Consider the following 19,667-nt stretch of genomic DNA (forward strand, 5'->3'; position numbering starts at 1 on the left):
AATGAATGCAAATGTAAATGACGAGTCTTTGCTCTGGGATGGCATCGTGCCATACCCAGAAGAATTCGTAGAACGTTACATTCAAAAGGGATATTGGAAAGGTCAAACCATTTCAGAGTTTTTTCAAGAATCAGCCCAGAAATTTGCCAATCAGGTGGCATTGATTTGTGGTGATCGCCAGTATTCTTATCAAGAGCTGAATCAAAATATTGAACAATTTGCAGTCTTCTTGACTAAACAAGGCTATGGGCTGGCAGATGCTGTTGTGATTCAAATGCCAAATATAGCAGAGTTTTTTATTGCTTATTTTGCAGCTTTGCGGATAGGGATGCGACCAGTGATGAGTTTACCAGCACACCGTCATGCCGAAGTAAGTCATTTTATTCAGCAAACAGATGCCAAATTGTATATCTGTGCAGATAAGCATCTAGGCTTTGATTACAGATCCTTAGCGCAAGAGTGCCAGCGCAGATGTCCGACTTTACAGCAAGTGATTGTCGTTGGTGATGCAGGCGATTTTGATCCTTGGCCGAATCTTGCATCGTTTAAAAATCATATGGTTTCAAAGCCCAAAATAACGGCTCGCCATGTGGCTTTTTTTCAACTTTCAGGGGGAAGTACTGGCACACCGAAACTTATACCAAGAACACATGATGACTATTTGTATAGTGTTCGTGCCAGTGCAGATATTTGTGAACTTGATACAGAAAGCCGTATGCTTATGGTGCTTCCAGTAGCACATAATTTCAGTATGAGTTCGGCTGGTTCATTGGGTCTATTTTATGCAGGTGGAACACTTGTTTTAGCGAAAGATCCTTCTCCCCAAACTGCATTTCCACTCATTGAAGCGCACCATATTACGCATGTTGCTCTTGTCCCTGCATTAGCAGCAACATGGGCTGAAGCTGTTCAAAACGGCGCAACAAATATTTTTAAGAAATTAACGGCTTTACAGGTCGGTGGGGCAAGGTTGCCAGATGCTTTAGCTGAAAAGTTGATTGATCAATACCAATGCCGATTACAACAAGTATTTGGTATGGCAGAAGGTTTGGTGAATTACACGCGTTACGATGATCCGAAAGAAGTCATTATAGGTACCCAAGGTTCTCGTATAAGTCCAGATGATGAAATTAAAATCGTCGATGAGGGGGATCTCGAGCTGCCATTGGGTGAGGTGGGGCATCTTTTAACTCGCGGCCCTTATACCATTAGAGGTTATTATCGGGCTTCAGAACATAACCGAAGTGCTTTTACCTTAGATGGATTTTATCGCACTGGTGATTTAGTGCGATTAACGCCAGAAGGCAATATTATTGTTGAAGGACGAAGTAAGGAACAAATTAATCGTGGCGGTGAAAAAATCGCGACGGAAGAAGTCGAACAGGTTTTAAATCAACACCAACAAATCATCTTGTCCGCCTTGGTTGCACAACCAGATCCAATGTTAGGAGAAAAAAGTTGTGCATTTATTCAATGGCGACCTAACAACCAAGATGCATCAGAAACAAGGCTGAAACTGCAAATTAGACAATTCGTTCAAGCCTATGGTCTGGCGACCTATAAGATCCCAGATCGCATCGAATTTATTGAAGAAATGCCTTATACGGCATTGGGCAAAATTGACAAGAAACAACTCAGAAAACGCCTAACCGAAGACACGATTTAACGAAGGAAATAAAATATGGCAATCCCACGTATTGCAAGTTATCCCATGCCATCTGCTCAAGATTTTCCAGTTAACAAAGTTGATTGGACTTTAGATGCGTCACGGTCGGTTTTGTTGGTACATGATGTTCAGCAATATTTTTTAGATTTTTACGATCAGACTCAAGCGCCCATTCCCACATTAATCCGAAATTGTAAAGCCCTTATTGATCAGGCACATGCACTAGGAATTCCAGTTTATTACACCGCACAACCTGGAGATCAGACGCCAGAACATCGTCAACTATTAACGGATTTTTGGGGTAAAGGTTTGTCAGCTGATCCAGCATTGACCAAAATTATTGATCCACTTCAACCAAAAAATGAAGACACTGTGCTAACAAAATGGCGCTATAGCGCATTTAAAAAAAGTGATTTTGAGCAGCAAATCAAACAAGCCAATCGCGATCAATTAGTGATTTGTGGAGTATATGCCCATATTGGTTGCTTATTAACAGCAGCAGAAGCATTTATGCTGGATATTCAAACATTTATGGTGGGTGATGCCTTGGCGGATTTTAGCCGAGAAGAACATGATTTTGCACTAAAGTATGCGACTGGGCGCTGTGCAAAAGTCATGGATACTCAGACTGTGATTAACGCCTTAGGTCAGGGGCAAAGATCATGAATGAATTAAGCATGCTTGAGTTAAAAAATATGGTCGCTCATCAATTGAATTTACCTGTAGATGAAATTCAGCAGGATGATAATTTATTTATGTTAGGACTTGATTCAGTCAGTCTTATGACGCTGGTTGGATTGCTACGTGAAAAAGGCTTTCAAATTGAATTTCAAGATCTGGTGGAGGAGCCAACGTTGAATGAATGGAGTGATCGTCTTAAATTAAATAGAGATTAATGTAAGACAAATGTGCCTGCCTTGAAAATCAACACATGCACAAGTAACGGCCCTAGCCAAAGTACTTATAGCCAAAGGCCATTTTCGTTAAATTATTCGCTAACGTGAGTGGATCTTACATGCAATTAGAAAAATACTATTCTGATCAACAATGGAAAAAAATCCAAAATTTTGCCGAAACAAAGCAAAGCCCTTTTTTAGTTGTTGATTTAGATCAAGTGCAAACTCAATTTATAGAGTTGCAAAATAGCTTTCCAAAAGCCCATATTTATTATGCAGTGAAAGCAAATCCAGGTCGTGAAATTATTTATAAACTTGATCAACTTGGCTCATGTTTTGATGTCGCATCAATTTATGAGCTAGATAAAGCGCTTGAATGTGGAATTCATCCAGATCGTATTTCATACGGTAACACTATTAAAAAAGCTTCAGACGTTGAGTATGCTTACCAAAAAGGAATCCGTTTATTTGTCACCGATGCGGAAGCAGATCTCGCCCAAATAGCCGAATTCGCACCGAACTCTAAAGTCTTTGTCAGGGCAATGGTAGAGTCAGGAGGTACAGCAGATTGGCCACTTTCACGTAAATTTGGATGCCATCCAGATATGGCGGTTGATTTAATGGTGAAAGCTAGACAATTGGGTTTAATACCCTTTGGCGTGTCATTCCATGTTGGTAGTCAGCAACGTGATGTCACTGTATGGCGTTCAGCTTTAGGGATAGTAAAGCAAATATTTAATACTCTGAAAGACCAATACGGTATCAGTTTACAATTAATCAATTTGGGTGGTGGTTTCCCAGCACATTACTTAGCTGATGTTGACAGTATTCAAAGTTATGCGCACGAGATTCAACGCTATCTTGATGAACACTTTGATGATCAGGTGATATTATTTTTGGAGCCAGGCAGATCGCTGGTGGGTAATGCTGGTGTGATTGTTTCAGAGATTGTTCTTATCGCCAATAAATCAGCACATGATGATAAACGATGGGTGTACACGGATGTGGGCGTCTTTAATGGACTAATTGAAACTTTAGGTGAAATGATCAAATATCCTATATATACACCTAAAATGCATTCAGCACATGAACATTCAAGTGTTGTGCTTGCAGGACCGACCTGTGATTCAACAGATATCATGTATGAAAAAGTGCCTTATCAGTTACCAAAAAACTTGAGCATTGGAGATCGACTCTATTGGTTAAGTACTGGAGCTTATACAACCTCTTATGCTTCGGTCGAATTCAATGGTTATCCACCTTTAAAAACGTTCTATTTAGATTGATTTTAGGAATGGTGCTATGTGGTTGGTAGTCAGTCGCTCAAGCTGCGAGCCACATAGCCTAACCCTCACAGAAGCGTTATCATAATGCTAAAATCTTGATGGGTAGGCTCATGAAAATCGTTGCAGATGAAAATCTCGCATTCACAGATTATTTCTTTTCAGAATTTGGCGATATTTATAATAAAGTTGGTCGTACCTTAAAGCATGAAGATGTGGTCGATGCTGAAGCTTTATTAGTACGTTCTGTGACGAAAGTGAATTCTGCCCTCATTCAAAATACTGCATTAACCTTTGTGGGTAGTGCAACGATCGGCACAGATCACTTGGACATTCCAGCAATTGAACAGCAAAATATTCAATGGTCAAATGCTGCAGGATGTAATGCCCAAGCTGTTTCTGAATATGTTATTACGGCGTTATTAGCTCTAAATCCTCATTTGCTAGATGCAGAACAAGATTTCACTTTAGCCATTATTGGACTGGGTAATGTCGGTTCTCGACTCGCACATATGGCGAAACTATTGGGATGGAACGTCATCGGGGTTGATCCTTTTGTACAAAGAGAAAATATTCAGCAAGTCACTTTAGATGAAGTTTTTTCAAAAGCAGATGCAATTTCTATCCATGTGCCATTAACCACTTCAGGGATGCATGCAACTCGACATATGTTTAATGCTGAGACCTTAAAAAAGCTTAAACCATCTACATTTTTAATTAATTCTGCCCGTGGTCCAGTCATTGAAGAACAGGCTTTGATTGTAGATATTCGAGCAACAGGTCGTAAAGTTGTACTAGATGTCTTTGAGCATGAACCAGTCATTACGAAGGAGTTACTGGATCTTGTGCAATTGGTGACACCTCATATTGCGGGTTATAGTCTTGAGGGTAAAGCGCGTGGTACCCAGATGATTTATGATGCTTTTTGTCAGCATTTCGGCCATCAGCCTTCAAAACAGTTCGAAACCCAATTGCCTACATGTGAACAATATTTTAACAATAGTGATCTCAAGCACACGCTGAAAACTCAATTAAACCATATCTACGATATCTTTAGAGATGATCAGAACTTAAGAGCATGCCTCAAAGATGGGAAAGTAGATCAAGCCTCATTTGATCAATTACGTAAAACCTATCCATTACGCCGTGAATGGGCTGCTCATGGAGGGCCGCAAGCGTGACTGACTCTCTGAGCTATCTACCAACTTGCGATCTTACAGCCATGAAAGCCAGAGCGAAGATGTATCAACAGATTCGCCAATTTTTTTTAGAACGTGATGTTTTGGAAGTGGAAACTCCAATTTTATCTCATGCTGGAGTAACCGATGTCCACTTGGCGTCAGTTGAGGCAAGCCGTCATGTGCATGGTCATTTGAAAAAGCACTATCTTCAAACTTCACCAGAATTTGCCATGAAACGCCTGTTGGCAGCAGGAGTAGGGCCAATTTATCAAATCTGTAAAGTTTTTCGTGATGATGAACATGGCCGTAAACATAACAGTGAATTTACCATGCTTGAGTGGTATAGACCTGATTTAAGTCTCAAAGACTTAATGTTTGAAGTTACAGATTTACTCAATGTCACTTTGGCACATCGTTTTGGCGAAGTGCGACCTACGATTTTAAGTTATAAACATGCATTTATAGATCGCTTAGATCTCAATCCACTTAAATCCACATTAAAGGAATTAAAGGATTGTTGTAATCGTGTTGGGTTAAATCTAGATCTGGGTGATGATCGTCTAGGATATATCGACCTGTTATTTTCGCATATGGTGGAACCGAGCTTAGGTTTTGATACGCCTGTATTTTTAACGGATTTTCCACCAGAACTTGCTTCTCTTGCAAAAACTCGAGTTGATGAAGATGGGGAATTGGTTGCAGCACGTTTTGAGCTATACATTGAGGGCTTAGAGTTAGCAAATGCTTATGATGAGTTGATTGATGCAGATGTATTGCGTTCCCGTTTTGAAGCTGATAATGCTGAACGCGAAAAATTAGGCTTAGATGTTATGCCAATAGATGAAAATCTCTTAGCAGCATTGCCTGAAATGCCAGAATGCTCAGGTATCGCATTGGGGATCGATCGTTTACTGATGGTGGCAACAGAGAAAATGAAATTAGAGCAAGTGATTACATTTCCTGCTGATCGCTCATAAGATTTTTCTCTTCAGGATAAAGGACGATCTTGAGGAGTTATTATTTTGACAAATGTTGTGCTATATGCTTTAAAACCGTGATTTAAATAAAACTGATGTGCAGGTAATCGTTCAGCACGATTACCACTACTGACCACAATTCTTTGAATACTTTGTTGACTGGCTATATGTTCAACGTGAGCCAACAGTTTTTGACCAATCCCTTTATCGCGATGCGCCTGATCTACAATGAGTACTAGAATGCGAAAATACGGATCAGCACATTCCCATGATATTTCTTCAACAAAACCAATATATGCGATAACTTGTCCATGATCGATAAATACTAGGGTTGTATAACGCTCCTGGGCTTGCAACCTCATTAAACGTTCTTTCATAACTTCTGTCCGAGTTTGATAGCCGAGTTGGGTAGTCAATTCAGCGATCGCTGCAACATCATGGTTTGAATCTACAGGTCTAATCAGCATTGTCGTGGCTCTTGAAACATGGTTTATAAGTATGAATTGAAGTATGTTTAAATAATTTAATCTTTCATGTATTTTGTTTAGATAAATTTAATATTTTATCTTTTAATATTGGATTTAATTCATCTTTCCAACGTGAAGATTTAAAAAAATAATCATAGGCGACTATATGTCTTTTTCTATATTTATATCCTTTGTTCTATATTCATTTGTGACATCCATAACACCTGGACCTAACAATTTGATGGTCGCAACTTCAGGAGTGAACTTTGGACTCCGTGCGACTTATGGACACATTTTAGGTGTAGCAATCGGTTTTGGGGTCATGGTGATTTTGGTTGGTCTAGGAATTGGTACATTACTGAGTCAAAATCAATTGGTTTACGAAATTCTAAAGTTGATCGGTATTGCTTATTTAATCTATTTAGCGATTAAGATTGCTCAATCAGGCTCAGTTGAATTAGATAAAACTCAAGCGAAACCCATTACTTTTTTGCAAGCTGCATTATTTCAATGGGTCAATCCAAAAGCTTGGATTATGGCAATGGGCGCGGTGACGACTTATTTAGCTGCAGGCAGTGAATTTTATTGGTATATCATTTTGGGTGTTGTGTTTGGGTTAGTCTGTATTCCATGCACGGGAGCTTGGGGAATACTCGGAGAAAAATTACAAACTTTGGTGCGTACGCCACAGCATCTAAAGATCTTCAATTACAGTATGGCGCTATTATTAGTGGCTTCGATCATTAAACCAATGATTGATTCTTTTAAATATTTTCAACAATCATTCTTTTAAAATACGATTACCTCCTGAGCTTCAGGAGGTAAATATTATGTATTTACAATGGATTGATATTTTTCTCGGTGCATTGACAAAGCTTCAATTCTTTTTTGGATCAGCATTTCACCAATATCAGGGCCTTTGATCTCAGGCGGTAAATCAGATGCTTTAATTGAACGAACAATCTGTACTGCATCTAATACATATTTTGCTTGAGGATATTCACGGTCTTCGAGACCTAAGCGACCTTTGGCATCACATTCACATGCTTGTACAAAAGCCTCAACACGTTCAGGACGGCGTAATACATCTAAACGTTGTAATAGACGCCAAAGTGTTCCTGGTTTTAATGTAAACGCCTGATGGCATTTAAGATGTTCTTTGCACACCGCAATAGCCAATTGTTTGGTTTGGGTCGGAACTTTAAGACGTTCACATAAATCAGTCACGGGCTGAACACCACGTTCCTCATGCATGATATGGCGAGGTAACTCATCTTTAGGCGTGAGTGCTTTACCCAGATCATGCACTAATACTGCGAAGCGTACATCCATCGAGTAGTCTGCTTTACAAGCTTGTTGTAATGACATCAAGGTATGAATACCACAGTCAATTTCAGGATGATATTCAGGACGTTGTGGTACACCAAATAATGCTTCGATTTCTGGAAAGAGGATTTTGAGAGCATCACACTGACGAAGGACTTCGAAGTAAATATCAGCATCACGTTCCATTAAAGCACGAGAAGTTTCTTTCCAAACACGTTCAGGCGTAAGTGCTTGCAATTCACCAGAATCAGCCAAATTTTTCATTAAGGCTATGGTTTCTTCAGCTACTTTAAAACCATACTGATGATAGCGAGCTGCAAAACGGGCAACACGCAATACTCGTAGTGGATCCTCTGCAAAGGCATCAGAAACGTGACGTAAAATGCGTTGATTCAAATCTTGATGACCATGATAAGGGTCGAACAACTCACCATCTTCATTCATGGCCATTGCATTGATTGTCAAATCACGACGAATTAAATCATCTTCAAGGGTTACCGAGGGATCGGTAAAAAATTCAAAGCCATGATAACCATGCCCAGATTTACGCTCAGTACGAGCGAGGGCGTATTCATCTTTAGTTTCGGGATGTAGAAATACAGGAAAATCTTTACCAACAGGTTGGAAACCTTGGTTTAAAAGTTGTTCTGGTGTTGCACCGACAACGACATAATCTTTTTCGTGATAGGGGTGTCCGAGCAACTGATCTCGCACTGCGCCGCCTACTAAATAAACTTGCATAAAAAACCTCTATTCTTAGCACCATCATGCATCAGAATAGAGGTTTTCTCAAGTCACAAAACGTGCCCTAAATAAAGGATTAGAGCGCGTTTTTTTCCTCTTCTTGAATTTCTGCAACAGTTAATGCAGTCATATTCACAACACGGCGCGTAGTTGCTGTTGGTGTTAAGATATGAACTGGCTTAGCCGCACCTAATAAGATTGGACCAATTGTTACATTATTTCCTGAAGTTGACTTCAACAGGTTGAATGAAATATTTGCAGCATCTAAATTCGGCATAATCAATAGATTCGCAGAACCTTTGAAGCGCGAGTTCGGGAATGCAAAGCTACGGATATTTTCATCAAGCGCTGCATCTGCATGCATTTCACCTTCAACTTCAAGTTCAGGTGCAATTTCAGAAAGGATTTCATACACTTTACGCATTTTTTGAGCGCTAGGATCAGTCTGGTCAGAACCAAAACTTGAGTGCGACAACAATGCTACACGTGGAGTAATACCGAAACGACGGACTTCTTCTGCTGCTAATATAGTCATTTCAGCAAGCTGTTCAGCCGTAGGGTTACGATTGATGTATGTATCTGCAATGAACAAGTTGCGATCTTCGAGCATCAACGCATTTAAGGTAAAGAAAGTGTTATGACCTTCTTTTAAACCAATCACATTGCTCACGAAATCTAAATGGATATCGTAGCTAGAATACGTACCGCATAGCATACCATCTGCTAAGCCGTGGCGTACTAACATCGCTGCAATTAGGGTCGAACGACGACGTGATTCACGTTGTGCATACTCAGGTGTTACCCCTTTACGCATCATCAGATTATAGTAATCATCAGCAAACTTTTCGTAATCAGGATTTGTTTCTTGATCAACGATAGTGATATTCACACCATTTTCTAAACGTAAACCTAATTTCTTAATATTCGCTTCGATCACAGCAGTACGACCCACCAAGATCGGTTTTGCCAAGCCTTCGTCTACTGCAATTTGAACAGCACGAAGAACACGAAGATCTTCACCTTCCGCATAAGCAATACGTTTAGGATCAGTTTTCGCTTGAGCAAAAATTGGTTTCATCATAAATGCTGAGTTGTAAACGAACTCAGAAAGACGCTGATGATACACGGAGAAATCTTGGATTGGACGAGTCGCTACACCAGAATCCATCGCAGCTTTTGCAACAGCAGGCGCAATTTCAAGAATCAAGCGTTGATCTAGTGGGCGTGGAATTAGGTAATCACGTCCAAATGATGCAGATTTTTCACCATAAGATGCAGCATCAGCTTCTACATGTGCCATACGAGCAATTGCGTGTACACATGCAATCTTCATTTCTTCGTTAATGGTTGTTGCACCTACATCAAGTGCACCACGGAAGATATATGGGAAGCAAAGCGCATTATTGACTTGGTTCGGATAGTCTGAACGACCCGTCGCCATGATGACATCATCACGAACTTCATGTGCATGTTCAGGCAGAATTTCAGGGTCTGGGTTAGCAAGCGCGAAGATAATTGGATCCTTCGCCATGACTTTGACCATTTCTTTAGTCAAAATACCCGCAGCTGATAGACCAAGGAACATATCTGCACCAGCAATTACGTCGCCAAGCTGAGAACCTTCGATATCTTGAACATAGCGTTTTTTAGACTCGTCTAAACCTTCACGTTTTTTTGTTAAGAGTCCACGAGAGTCAGCAACAATGATATTTTCTTTTTTAGCACCAAGCGCACAAAGAAGATCTAGACATGACAGTGCAGCAGCACCTGCTCCAGAAGCGACGATCTTGATATCTTCAATTTTTTTGCCGTTCAATTGCAAAGCATTTAAAAGCGCTGAACCTACAATAATTGATGTTCCATGCTGATCATCATGAAAAACTGGGATATTCATACGCTCGCGAAGTTTCTGTTCAATATAGAAACATTCTGGAGCTTTAATGTCCTCGAGGTTAATACCGCCGAAAGTCGGTTCAAGAGCAGCAACAATATCTACGATTTTATCTGGATCGTTTTCTGCAATTTCGATATCGAAAACATCAACCCCTGCAAACTTTTTAAACAGGACGCCTTTACCTTCCATCACTGGTTTAGAGGCGAGGGGACCAATATTACCCAAACCGAGTACTGCAGTACCATTACTGACGACTGCGACTAAGTTACCACGTGCAGTATAAAGCGCTGCTTTAGAAGGGTCTTTTTCAATTTCCAAACATGGCACTGCAACACCTGGGGAATATGCTAATGCTAGATCATGTTGGTTGACGAGTTGCTTACTCGGAGTAACGCTGATTTTTCCTGGCGTTGGAAATTCGTGGTAATAGAGTGCTTGCTGTTTTAAAGATTGATCGTCCATCTGAATCCCAGTTATTACAATGTTCCAGCCTTGCTGGTTTTTTGGTTATATCGGTTCGAATATACCACTAGTTGCACATTGATCACAGTTAAAAGTCGAAATTTCATACATATTTAGGACTTTGGTCTAGCCTTTATTTGATTTTTGAGAATTGATATTCATTTTGCAGAAATTGAGTGCTATCAGCGCTATTTAATGGTCTCGAAAAATAATAACCTTGGAAATAATCACAACCTTGTTTTTTTAAATATTCAATTTGCTCGATATCCTCAACACCTTCAGCAACTAATTTCATCCCCATCGTTTTACCCATTGAAATAATTGCATCGACAATAGCATTATTTTTACGAGTGCCAATCTTTGAAATAAAGGCGCGATCAATCTTGAGTGTATCAATAGGATAGTCGGCAAGATATGCAAGTGATGAATAGCCTGTTCCAAAGTCATCTAAGGCGATTGAGAAATTTTTATCCTTAATTTGGTCTAGCAAATCAAAAACATGAGATGATTTATCTAACAATGATGACTCGGTAAGTTCAAACTCTATAAACTCGGGTTTGAGTGAATATTTGAGCACGGCTTGATCAATAAAATTGAGAAATTCCCCACGATGGATCTGTTGTGCCACGACATTAATAGAAATTTGTAACTTATCAAATCCTAATTCATGCCATGTTTTAAGTTGCTTACATGTCTGGAAAATAACAAATTTTCCGATATCTGAGATCAGACTAGTCATTTCAGCAATGGGTATAAAACGATCTGGCATGATGATGCCGTACTTTGGATGATTCCAGCGGATTAACGCTTCAAAGCCGCTCACTTGCATCGTTTTACTTTCTATCTTAGGTTGATAGTAAATTTCTAAGTCCTGATTCTTTATAGCAAGTCGTAAATCTCTTTCGAGCTCAATGTCACTGCCAAAAATGGATTCAGGCTTATTGTCATAATAATAGGCTGTGCTGCCCCCTAGTTTTTTTGCTTCTGTTAAAGCGCTTTCCGCGTGACTATTTAAGCTACCAATTTGTCTACCATGATTGGGGTAAATTGCGATACCCAGTGAGACATGAATCATGTGTTCTTGCCCATCGATGATAAAGGGTATTTCAAAGGCCTCAAGGATCTGATCGACGACTTGTTGGATCGTGTAATGACTATGATTTAAGTTGTAAATCATAGCAAAGTCATCATTATTTAAATATGAAATCAGAACAGCTTTAGAACAGGTATATTTCAGTCTTCGGGAAACTTCTTTGAGAACTTCATCTCCGGTTTGATGATTAATAAACTCATTAAAATGTCTAAATCGATCAATGTTGAGACGAATAATAGAAAAATGGCTCAGAATTTTAGATTTACTAATTAGATACTGGTGTAACTGTAAATTAAAATAAACACGGTTAGGTAAATCTGTAAGTAGATCGTAATTCTCTAAGTAGGCCATTCTTTCAAGATTTTGTTTCCGTTCAGTCAAATCTGAAATGATGCCTACATAATTTAAAATTCTATTTTTATCATCACGAACTGCATTGATATGCAGCCACAAGGTTAATATTTTTCCTGAAATAAATTCTTCTGTGACCTCAGCATCATATTGTCCAGTGTGTAACACAGTCTGAGTTATATCGGCGTGATGTTGGCTGAGTTGGGATGTGGAAGATTTGGTAATATCAAAGATGTGTTTTGAGATAATATCTTGTGGTGGGATGTTGACCAATTCACTAAAATAAGGATTAACTTCTAAAAAACACAAGTTATTGTCTAAAACGAAAACTCCTTGGGCCACTTGATTGAATACATTCGAAGCTAATTTCAATTTTTCTTGTGCTTTTTTTTCACTCTCAATGTCTTGGAAAATACCCACCATTTTTAGAGGTTTATTATTTTTAGGATCACGTGTAATAACTCGACCAATATCTTTAATCCAGAACCACTGATCTTTTACTTTAGTTCTATAATGTGCTTCAAAACGTTCAGTATTTCCTCTTAAATGTCTACGGAGCTCTTTACGATAATTTTCTTGATCTTCTGGGTGAATAAAATCATTAATTTGATCAGTTGCACTTTGGTAGTGTAAAACCTGATTACCATATTTAATGCCTGAAATTTCAATGGTTCTTTTCTCAATATTCCATAGCCAAGATGAAATTCCAGCAGTTTCATGCGCAAAATCGAGGTTAGCTTGATGGTGCTGCAGTCGATCGTTGATCTTATTAATATCGTAGGTTCGTTCAATTACTTTTTGTTCGAGTAATTGATTATGCATTTGTAATTGGCTTTCAATTTCTTTGGATTTTTCAATCTCATTTTTTAGCTTTTCTTGGAGAAGTGATGACTCCATAAGATGTTTTCTAGATTCAGATAAATAGAATTTATTGTGACTATTTAATATTCCAAGACGGCGGTACATCTTGTGGGTAAGGAGAGCGCAAATAAGTAATACACCAAACCAAATATTAAAGATTAAACTAAAAACATCAGGAGTATTATCTAAAAAAAGGAAATTGGAAAGGACTATTGCCGAAGCTGAAGGCAAAAAAACATAAAGGAAGTATCGTAAACGCTGTGATAAAAATACAATAGCAAAAGTATAAACAATAGATAACATTAACCCAGCTAAAGTCAACATATGTATATCTTTGACTTCTGGATTATGTTCGGGGATAAGCTGTAATACGGTATATATACCAATAGCTAGACCAGCTCCAGTAATTAAGCAAACCAATTGTGCCCACATGTCTAAGTTAAAAATACTAATTTGATTAGATTTTTTAAAAAAGAGGGTAAAGCAAAAACAGATTAAAAGAATGGCGCTGAATATAATGAGCCAAATGGTATAAGGTATTGAAAAGCTTTTGAAATAAAAGAAGTAAATAAGTTGATTATAGATACAGGCAAAGAGCACCCACGCTAAAAAAAAATGCAAATTAGAAGTCGCACTTTTGATCTGGCTATCGAGTACAGAGTTGGAAACATGCTCTCCCTGAACTTCACTCATAACTGGCAATACCTTAATTTTCTTTCTACTTTATTTGTATTATTTTTGAGTACGAACTTAAAAAAATATAAATTTAGCGCGACAACTCTTTTCTCATTAAAGTACTGTCTAATTGGATGAAAATCAATTCTATTGTGAGTTAAATCACGGAATTTTGAGAAAATATTTATTAAAATTTGTAATTTAAGATCGATAAAGCAACCACTGGTGCAGTTTCTGTACGTAAAACACGTTCACCAATACACCAATTGATAAATCCATGCTGATTTGCAGATTGGATTTCAGCTTCACTTAATCCACCTTCTGGACCAATGAGTAGCGCTATATTTGAGGAGGCATCATTTAACACATCGACCTCATCTTTATTGGGGGCTAAGACTAATTTCGTTTCAGGGAGTGTGCTATTTAACCATTGTGCCAAAGGGAGTGGAGCTAATATTTTTGGAACAATATTCATTCCACACTGCTCGCAAGCTGCAATTGCTACACCTTGCCAATGATCAAGTTTTTTCTGATCACGGTCGTACTTTAAACGCATTTCGCAACGTTCAGAGGTGAGAAGTTGAATTTCAGATACGCCTAACTCAACCGCTTTTTGAATAGCATAATCCATGCGGTCACCTTTACTCATTACTTGACCAAGTAAGGCATTAAAGTTTGGTGTGCGATTGGTTGGGTTAAATGCATTGACGTGGACTGCGGCAGTTTTTTTATTCACTTCAACCAATTCAACGTGATATTCACCACCTTGACCATTAAACAGTGTGGCAGTTTCACCGACTTTCGCACGTAATACTTTGACCCAATGATGAAACACAGTTTCAGTCAGCTCAACTGTTGTATTTACATTTAAGTCTGCTTCAATAAAAAAACGAGGCATGTGCATTACTCTAAAATCGGTAAAATAAAAACTTCTTTTATCTTCAGTCCTTACATCAAATAAATTGAACCTAAGCTGTCGATAAAAGAAGTCAGGAGACTTATGCCAGACCGAGGTCTTTTACAAGTTTACGAGTTGGGTCAGTGGTGTTCATGGTGTAGAAGTGTAAACTTGGTGCACCACCAGCAATGAGGCGTTCGCACAGTTTCACAATCACTTCATGACCAAAGGCTTTAATCGAAGCCGTATCATCACCATACGTTGCCAATTGCTTGCGAATCCAACGTGGAATTTCAGCACCTGTACCATCCGCAAAGCGAATCAGGTTGCTTGCATTGGTAATTGGCATAATGCCTGGGGCAACTGGAATATTCACACCTTCTTTTTGAATGCGTTCTACAAAGTAGAAGTATGCATCTGGATTAAAGAAGAATTGCGTCAACGCTGCATTGGCACCAGCATGCGCTTTTTCGCAGAAACGTTGAATGTCAGCGTCAAAGTTGTCTGCTTGAGGGTGCATTTCAGGATACGCTGCGACTTCAATATGGAAGTGATCGCCTGAATGTTCACGAATAAAGCGTACTAAATCTTGAGCATACGGTAATTCACCTAAGCCAACTTGACCGGAAGGTAAGTCACCACGTAGTGCAACAATACGGTCAATCCCTTGAGATTTGTATAAATCTAAAAGTTCAGCGATCCGTTCTTTGCTATCACCAATACAAGATAGGTGAGGAGCAACAGGCGTGCCTTTACCATTAAAATCAGCTAAAGTCGAAAGTGTACGTTCACGTGTAGAACCACCTGCACCATAAGTCACAGAGAAAAACTCTGGATTCAGCAACTGCAGTTCTTGGTGAACAACTTTAAGTTTTTCCGCACCTGCATCAGTTTTGGTTGGGAAAAACTCAAAAGAAATTGGAATCTGTTTAGACATGTTCAAATCCTTTGTACTTATTTCAGCAAAATAGAATTCAAAGAAAAGCAGGCTGTTCAGCCTGCTTGTTCAAAGATTAGTATTTATAAGCGTCAGATTTGAATGGACCTTCAACAGCAACCCCAAGGTAGTCCGCTTGTTCTTGAGTTAATTGAGTCAGAACACCACCGAAACCTGCAACCATTGCTGCAGCAACTTCTTCATCTAATTTCTTAGGAAGAAGTTCAACACGGATCGCAGCTTGTTTTTGGTCTTCAGGAAGATCAGCAAATTTCTCTGCGAACAAGTGCATTTGACCTAAAACTTGGTTTGCAAAAGAACCGTCCATCACGCGTGATGGGTGACCAGTTGCGTTACCAAGGTTCACTAAGCGACCTTCAGAAAGAAGAATCAGGTAATCGTTTTCGTTTTCTGAACGATACACTTGGTGAACTTGAGGTTTAACTTCAACCCACTTATAACCACGTAAGTAGTTGGTATCGATTTCAGTGTCAAAGTGACCGATGTTACACACAACTGCACCTGCTTTTAATGTATCAAGCATTGCTGCGTCACATACGTGGTAGTTACCCGTTGTTGTTACGATCAAATCAGTGTTTAAAAGAAGGTCAGCGTTAACATCTTCTTTTTTACCAGTTTGCACACCATTTTTGTATGGAGAAACCACTTCGTAACCGTCCATGCATGCTTGCATTGCACAGATCGGATCGATTTCAGAAACACGTACGATCATGCCTTCTTGGCGAAGTGATTGTGCAGAACCTTTACCTACGTCACCGTAACCAATTACAAGCGCACGACGACCAGATAAAAGCATATCTGTCGCACGTTTGATCGCATCGTTTAGAGAGTGACGGCAACCGTATTTGTTGTCGTTTTTAGATTTAGTCACTGAATCGTTTACGTTGATTGCAGGAACTTTAAGTGAACCGTCTTTCCACATTTCTAGAAGACGTTGAACACCTGTCGTTGTTTCTTCGGTAATACCGTGAATTTTAGCGAGTACTTCTGGGTATTTTTCATGAACAAGCGCAGTTAAGTCACCGCCGTCGTCCAGAATCATGTTGGCATCCCAAGGCGTACCATTTACATTAATTTGTTGTTCAAGACACCACATGTATTCTTCTTCAGTTTCGCCTTTCCAAGCAAATACAGGAACACCTGAAGCTGCAATAGCTGCCGCAGCGTGGTCTTGAGTTGAGAAAATGTTGCAAGATGTCCAACGAACTTCAGCACCAAGCTCGACTAAAGTTTCGATAAGAACAGCTGTTTGGATTGTCATGTGGATACAACCCAAAATTTTAGCACCAGCAAGTGGTTTAGCCGCAGAGTAACGCTTACGCAGACCCATAAGGGCTGGCATTTCAGCTTCTGCAAGTTTGATTTCTTTACGGCCGTAGTCAGCAAGTGAAATATCGGCAACTTTATAATCTGTAAATGAAGCATTAACCGCGTTCATCACGATCTCCTTATAAAAAACAAAAATTGATCATTATGTTCGCGGATGCCGTTGTTGGTCTGCCTAGAATAAGAGGGACCGATCGTCGAGCCTGGCGCTTTTACATTTTGTACTTGTAAAACGTCGCAGCATCCCTCGACTAGGGCAGTATTGTACTTGCAATCAAAAATTGTTCCAAGTTGAAAAAAGTAATATTATTCTTTTTCTGAAATTTGAGCTTTTAATTGATCAAAAGCTTCCCATCCCTTATCAGTTAGTGAAAACAATTGACCTTTAGATCCTCTATCTATTAGTAGATTTAATTTAACCAATTCTTTTAGGGCAGCTTGCCATTTTGCTAATTCACGTCCTTCATTTAACTTAAAGTCCAACTTGCCAACATGAAAACAGACTCCATCTAAGAGTTCTAAAAATTGAACATCATCATTATGTTCACCCGCATTTAGAAGGATTTGTTTCATTTCGTCAGAAGGTTCAATAGAAATTTTTTCACTCACTCCATTTGATCTTGATGAGGTAGCATTTTCGGTCAATAGTGAACGAATATATTCGTGTTGACTAATGTGTATAGATAAGTGATTTTTAATAGATTGTTTAAAGGTGAGCAGATCATTATAGAAATTCAGAACTCCACTTGGCATCCATTCTCTAACTTGAACCTGTAACTTTTGATATTGTTCAGTGATTTGACTAGGTGGAATAGGCTTATCACAAATATAGATTGAAGTTAGCTTTTCAGAAGATATATGTTTTGTAATTTCTTCTACTGTGCCGCTAGCATATTCACCAGTTTCTGTACCTAATCGAGTCCAAAATATTCCAATCAAGATATCTGCATCATCTAGGATTCTTTTATTAATGATTACCTGTGGGTGATTTCCCATTTCAGGTGCAACATGAGTCTCCCAACCAACAGGATTTAGCATTACACCGAACTGTTTGGAGTGAATGGCATTCCATTCGTAAATTGCATCACGAACGAGTTGCCTTTCTTATCCTACATCACTTGGAGATGCGATCATTACATTTAATACAGTTGCTTGATAAGCCATTAGAGTAATTACACTTATATTTAAATGATCATAATTTATCTGAATCTCTTTAATTTGCTAAGCTTTAATTTATGATTTAATTTTGAGCTTATCGTATGATATTTCAAAATTTCTGCACCAATGTAAGATTTATTTTATGTCCTCCAATCTTCCTGAAGAACTCGCCAATCTAGAAGCCAATGCTGGCATTTACGCCGTATGGATGCTCTTTCAACATCTTGGGTTAGACCCAGATATTGAACAACTAAAAGAAGTCTGTGGTTATGTAGAAGGTGATGGAACGACCACGATCGGTCTAGCGGTGGGACTTAAAAAATTTGGCTTAGATGTGGAATTTACCACAGATGAAGACAATGCACTTCAAGAGCAAGAAAAGCAAAGCTATTTAGTGGCTGAAAAACTTGCGCTAAAAATATCCCCTGCAATCAGCTATCAAGATATTCAAATCGCATTTGATGCCAATAAGTTCGTGATCGTGTATTACGATACTTTAGAAGGCATTGGTAATCATTCATTGGTATATGACATCAATGAAGAAGAAATCTGCTTTTTTGATAGCTTTGAACCAATGCCTAAAAAAATATTTGAACAGCAAAGGGCAGTAGACGGGATCTGTAGACAAGCCATCATCGCTGAAGTTAATTAATATCTAAAAGTATGTAACTATCTTATAGTGAGTTATTATTTTAAGGTATGTTAAAGTTTTAACAAGATCTAAAGTAGTTCAATAAAAAGCCTTCAATCATGAAGGCTTTTGAGGCAAAAAACGAGATTTATCTTAAGTGCTTGATTGAGCTTTTTTCTGCCAATAATCAGCTTTTTCCTCATTAACATCCACACCTAAACCATGTGCATAGATGGCAGATAAATCACGCATTGCTTGAGTATCACCAAGTTCAGCGGCTTGAGTCACCAATTCAACAGATTTTTCTACATCTTTTTCGACCACATTACCACGACGGTAATAACCTGCGAGCTCTAAAATCGCAGCAGCATGTTGATGTTTACTTGCTTGCGTGAGCCAGTTAAAACCGTACTCAAAGTTTAGTTTTGCATCCTCAGGATCTTCTTCTAAAACTTCTTTTGCATAATGGGTATAACCTTCCCCTAACCAGTACATCGCTTCGACATGACCCAATTGACCAGCACGTAAAGCCCACTCTTCTGCAAGCGCAATGTCTTCATCGTGTTCACTCGTCATATAAAGTTCAGCAAGTTCAAATTGAGCAGCGGCATTACCTGCATGAGCACGATTTTCGAGAGCAATCGGGACGGTAACACGTTTCGTCATAGTGGGATTCCATGGCTTCAAAGCGAAGCAAAAATATTAAAGTTGTTCCCTTATTATACTGCAAAACTGATTCAAAGCTTGAGTAGTATGGTTTGAGCAGATTTACTGAGATATTTTGTAGATGAATTACAAATTCAACCATAGGTAAAAGCTA

General features: G+C 38.9%; 17 protein-coding genes. 8 read left to right on the top strand and 9 right to left on the bottom strand.

The window, feature by feature from the left end; all coding sequences use genetic code 11:
• Position 1: 1 nt before the first annotated feature.
• The 6 genes from FTV32_RS00110 to epmA all read left to right on the top strand — a co-directional run bounded on the left by FTV32_RS00110 (position 2) and on the right by epmA (position 6,003).
• Positions 2-1,666 carry a (2,3-dihydroxybenzoyl)adenylate synthase gene (locus tag FTV32_RS00110; RefSeq protein ID WP_180027491.1) on the top strand — a complete coding sequence of 555 codons (1,665 nt, stop codon included), beginning with the start codon at positions 2-4 and terminating at the stop codon, positions 1,664-1,666.
• A 15-nt stretch (positions 1,667-1,681) separates the two neighbouring features.
• On the top strand, positions 1,682-2,332 hold the full coding sequence (locus FTV32_RS00115; RefSeq protein WP_180027492.1) for an isochorismatase family protein: 651 nt from the start codon (positions 1,682-1,684) through the stop codon (positions 2,330-2,332).
• Positions 2,329-2,562 carry a phosphopantetheine-binding protein gene (locus tag FTV32_RS00120; RefSeq protein WP_180027493.1) on the top strand — a complete coding sequence of 78 codons (234 nt, stop codon included), beginning with the start codon at positions 2,329-2,331 and terminating at the stop codon, positions 2,560-2,562. The genes FTV32_RS00115 and FTV32_RS00120 overlap by 4 nt, the downstream gene beginning before the upstream one ends.
• Before the next feature lie 119 nt (positions 2,563-2,681).
• On the top strand, positions 2,682-3,848 hold the full coding sequence (locus tag FTV32_RS00125) for a type III PLP-dependent enzyme (RefSeq protein ID WP_180027494.1): 1,167 nt from the start codon (positions 2,682-2,684) through the stop codon (positions 3,846-3,848).
• Positions 3,849-3,958: 110 nt separating this feature from the next.
• The gene (locus FTV32_RS00130; RefSeq protein WP_180027495.1) at positions 3,959-5,026 is read left to right on the top strand and encodes a 4-phosphoerythronate dehydrogenase; all 1,068 of its coding nucleotides are present in this window, start codon (positions 3,959-3,961) and stop codon (positions 5,024-5,026) included.
• Positions 5,023-6,003: an EF-P lysine aminoacylase EpmA gene (gene epmA / locus FTV32_RS00135; RefSeq protein WP_373683267.1), complete on the top strand. Its 981-nt coding sequence runs from the start codon at positions 5,023-5,025 to the stop codon at positions 6,001-6,003. Before FTV32_RS00130 ends, epmA begins: the two co-directional genes overlap by 4 nt.
• Before the next feature lie 11 nt (positions 6,004-6,014).
• Here epmA and FTV32_RS00140 read toward each other — a convergent pair whose 3' ends face one another.
• Positions 6,015-6,470, bottom strand: a complete 456-nt coding sequence (locus tag FTV32_RS00140; RefSeq protein ID WP_180027497.1) for a GNAT family N-acetyltransferase — start codon at positions 6,468-6,470, stop codon at positions 6,015-6,017.
• A gap of 166 nt (positions 6,471-6,636) precedes the next feature.
• Here FTV32_RS00140 and FTV32_RS00145 point away from each other — a divergent pair, with 166 nt between their 5' ends.
• Positions 6,637-7,263 carry a LysE family translocator gene (locus FTV32_RS00145; protein ID WP_180027498.1) on the top strand — a complete coding sequence of 209 codons (627 nt, stop codon included), beginning with the start codon at positions 6,637-6,639 and terminating at the stop codon, positions 7,261-7,263.
• Between the two features lie 35 nt (positions 7,264-7,298).
• Here the strand turns inward: FTV32_RS00145 and FTV32_RS00150 are convergent, their stop codons facing one another.
• From FTV32_RS00150 to FTV32_RS00180, 7 genes are all read right to left on the bottom strand, one after another.
• Complete coding sequence (locus tag FTV32_RS00150) at positions 7,299-8,537, bottom strand: multifunctional CCA addition/repair protein (protein WP_035266499.1); 1,239 nt, start codon at positions 8,535-8,537, stop codon at positions 7,299-7,301.
• Positions 8,538-8,616: 79 nt separating this feature from the next.
• Positions 8,617-10,896 carry an NADP-dependent malic enzyme gene (locus tag FTV32_RS00155; RefSeq protein WP_180027499.1) on the bottom strand — a complete coding sequence of 760 codons (2,280 nt, stop codon included), beginning with the start codon at positions 10,894-10,896 and terminating at the stop codon, positions 8,617-8,619.
• Positions 10,897-11,029: 133 nt separating this feature from the next.
• Positions 11,030-13,633, bottom strand: a complete 2,604-nt coding sequence (locus FTV32_RS00160; RefSeq protein WP_257227550.1) for an EAL domain-containing protein — start codon at positions 13,631-13,633, stop codon at positions 11,030-11,032.
• 430 nt (positions 13,634-14,063) lie between these two features.
• Complete coding sequence (locus FTV32_RS00165; protein WP_180027501.1) at positions 14,064-14,774, bottom strand: 16S rRNA (uracil(1498)-N(3))-methyltransferase; 711 nt, start codon at positions 14,772-14,774, stop codon at positions 14,064-14,066.
• 100 nt (positions 14,775-14,874) lie between these two features.
• Positions 14,875-15,711 (bottom strand): methylenetetrahydrofolate reductase [NAD(P)H], encoded by an 837-nt coding sequence (metF, locus tag FTV32_RS00170; protein WP_180027502.1) that lies wholly within the window; start codon positions 15,709-15,711, stop codon positions 14,875-14,877.
• Between the two features lie 76 nt (positions 15,712-15,787).
• Entirely contained in the window at positions 15,788-17,170 is a 1,383-nt protein-coding gene (gene ahcY / locus FTV32_RS00175; protein ID WP_004814998.1) for an adenosylhomocysteinase, read from the bottom strand.
• A gap of 194 nt (positions 17,171-17,364) precedes the next feature.
• On the bottom strand, positions 17,365-18,096 hold the full coding sequence (locus FTV32_RS00180; protein ID WP_257227555.1) for a DUF4062 domain-containing protein: 732 nt from the start codon (positions 18,094-18,096) through the stop codon (positions 17,365-17,367).
• Positions 18,097-18,358: 262 nt separating this feature from the next.
• Here FTV32_RS00180 and FTV32_RS00185 point away from each other — a divergent pair, with 262 nt between their 5' ends.
• The gene (locus tag FTV32_RS00185; protein WP_180027503.1) at positions 18,359-18,868 is read left to right on the top strand and encodes a cysteine peptidase family C39 domain-containing protein; all 510 of its coding nucleotides are present in this window, start codon (positions 18,359-18,361) and stop codon (positions 18,866-18,868) included.
• Between the two features lie 132 nt (positions 18,869-19,000).
• Here FTV32_RS00185 and FTV32_RS00190 read toward each other — a convergent pair whose 3' ends face one another.
• Positions 19,001-19,513: a tetratricopeptide repeat protein gene (locus tag FTV32_RS00190; protein ID WP_180027504.1), complete on the bottom strand. Its 513-nt coding sequence runs from the start codon at positions 19,511-19,513 to the stop codon at positions 19,001-19,003.
• Positions 19,514-19,667: the final 154 nt, after the last annotated feature.

The sequence above is a fragment of the Acinetobacter sp. YH16032 genome (genome assembly GCF_013417345.1).
In the GTDB taxonomy this organism is placed as follows: domain Bacteria; phylum Pseudomonadota; class Gammaproteobacteria; order Pseudomonadales; family Moraxellaceae; genus Acinetobacter.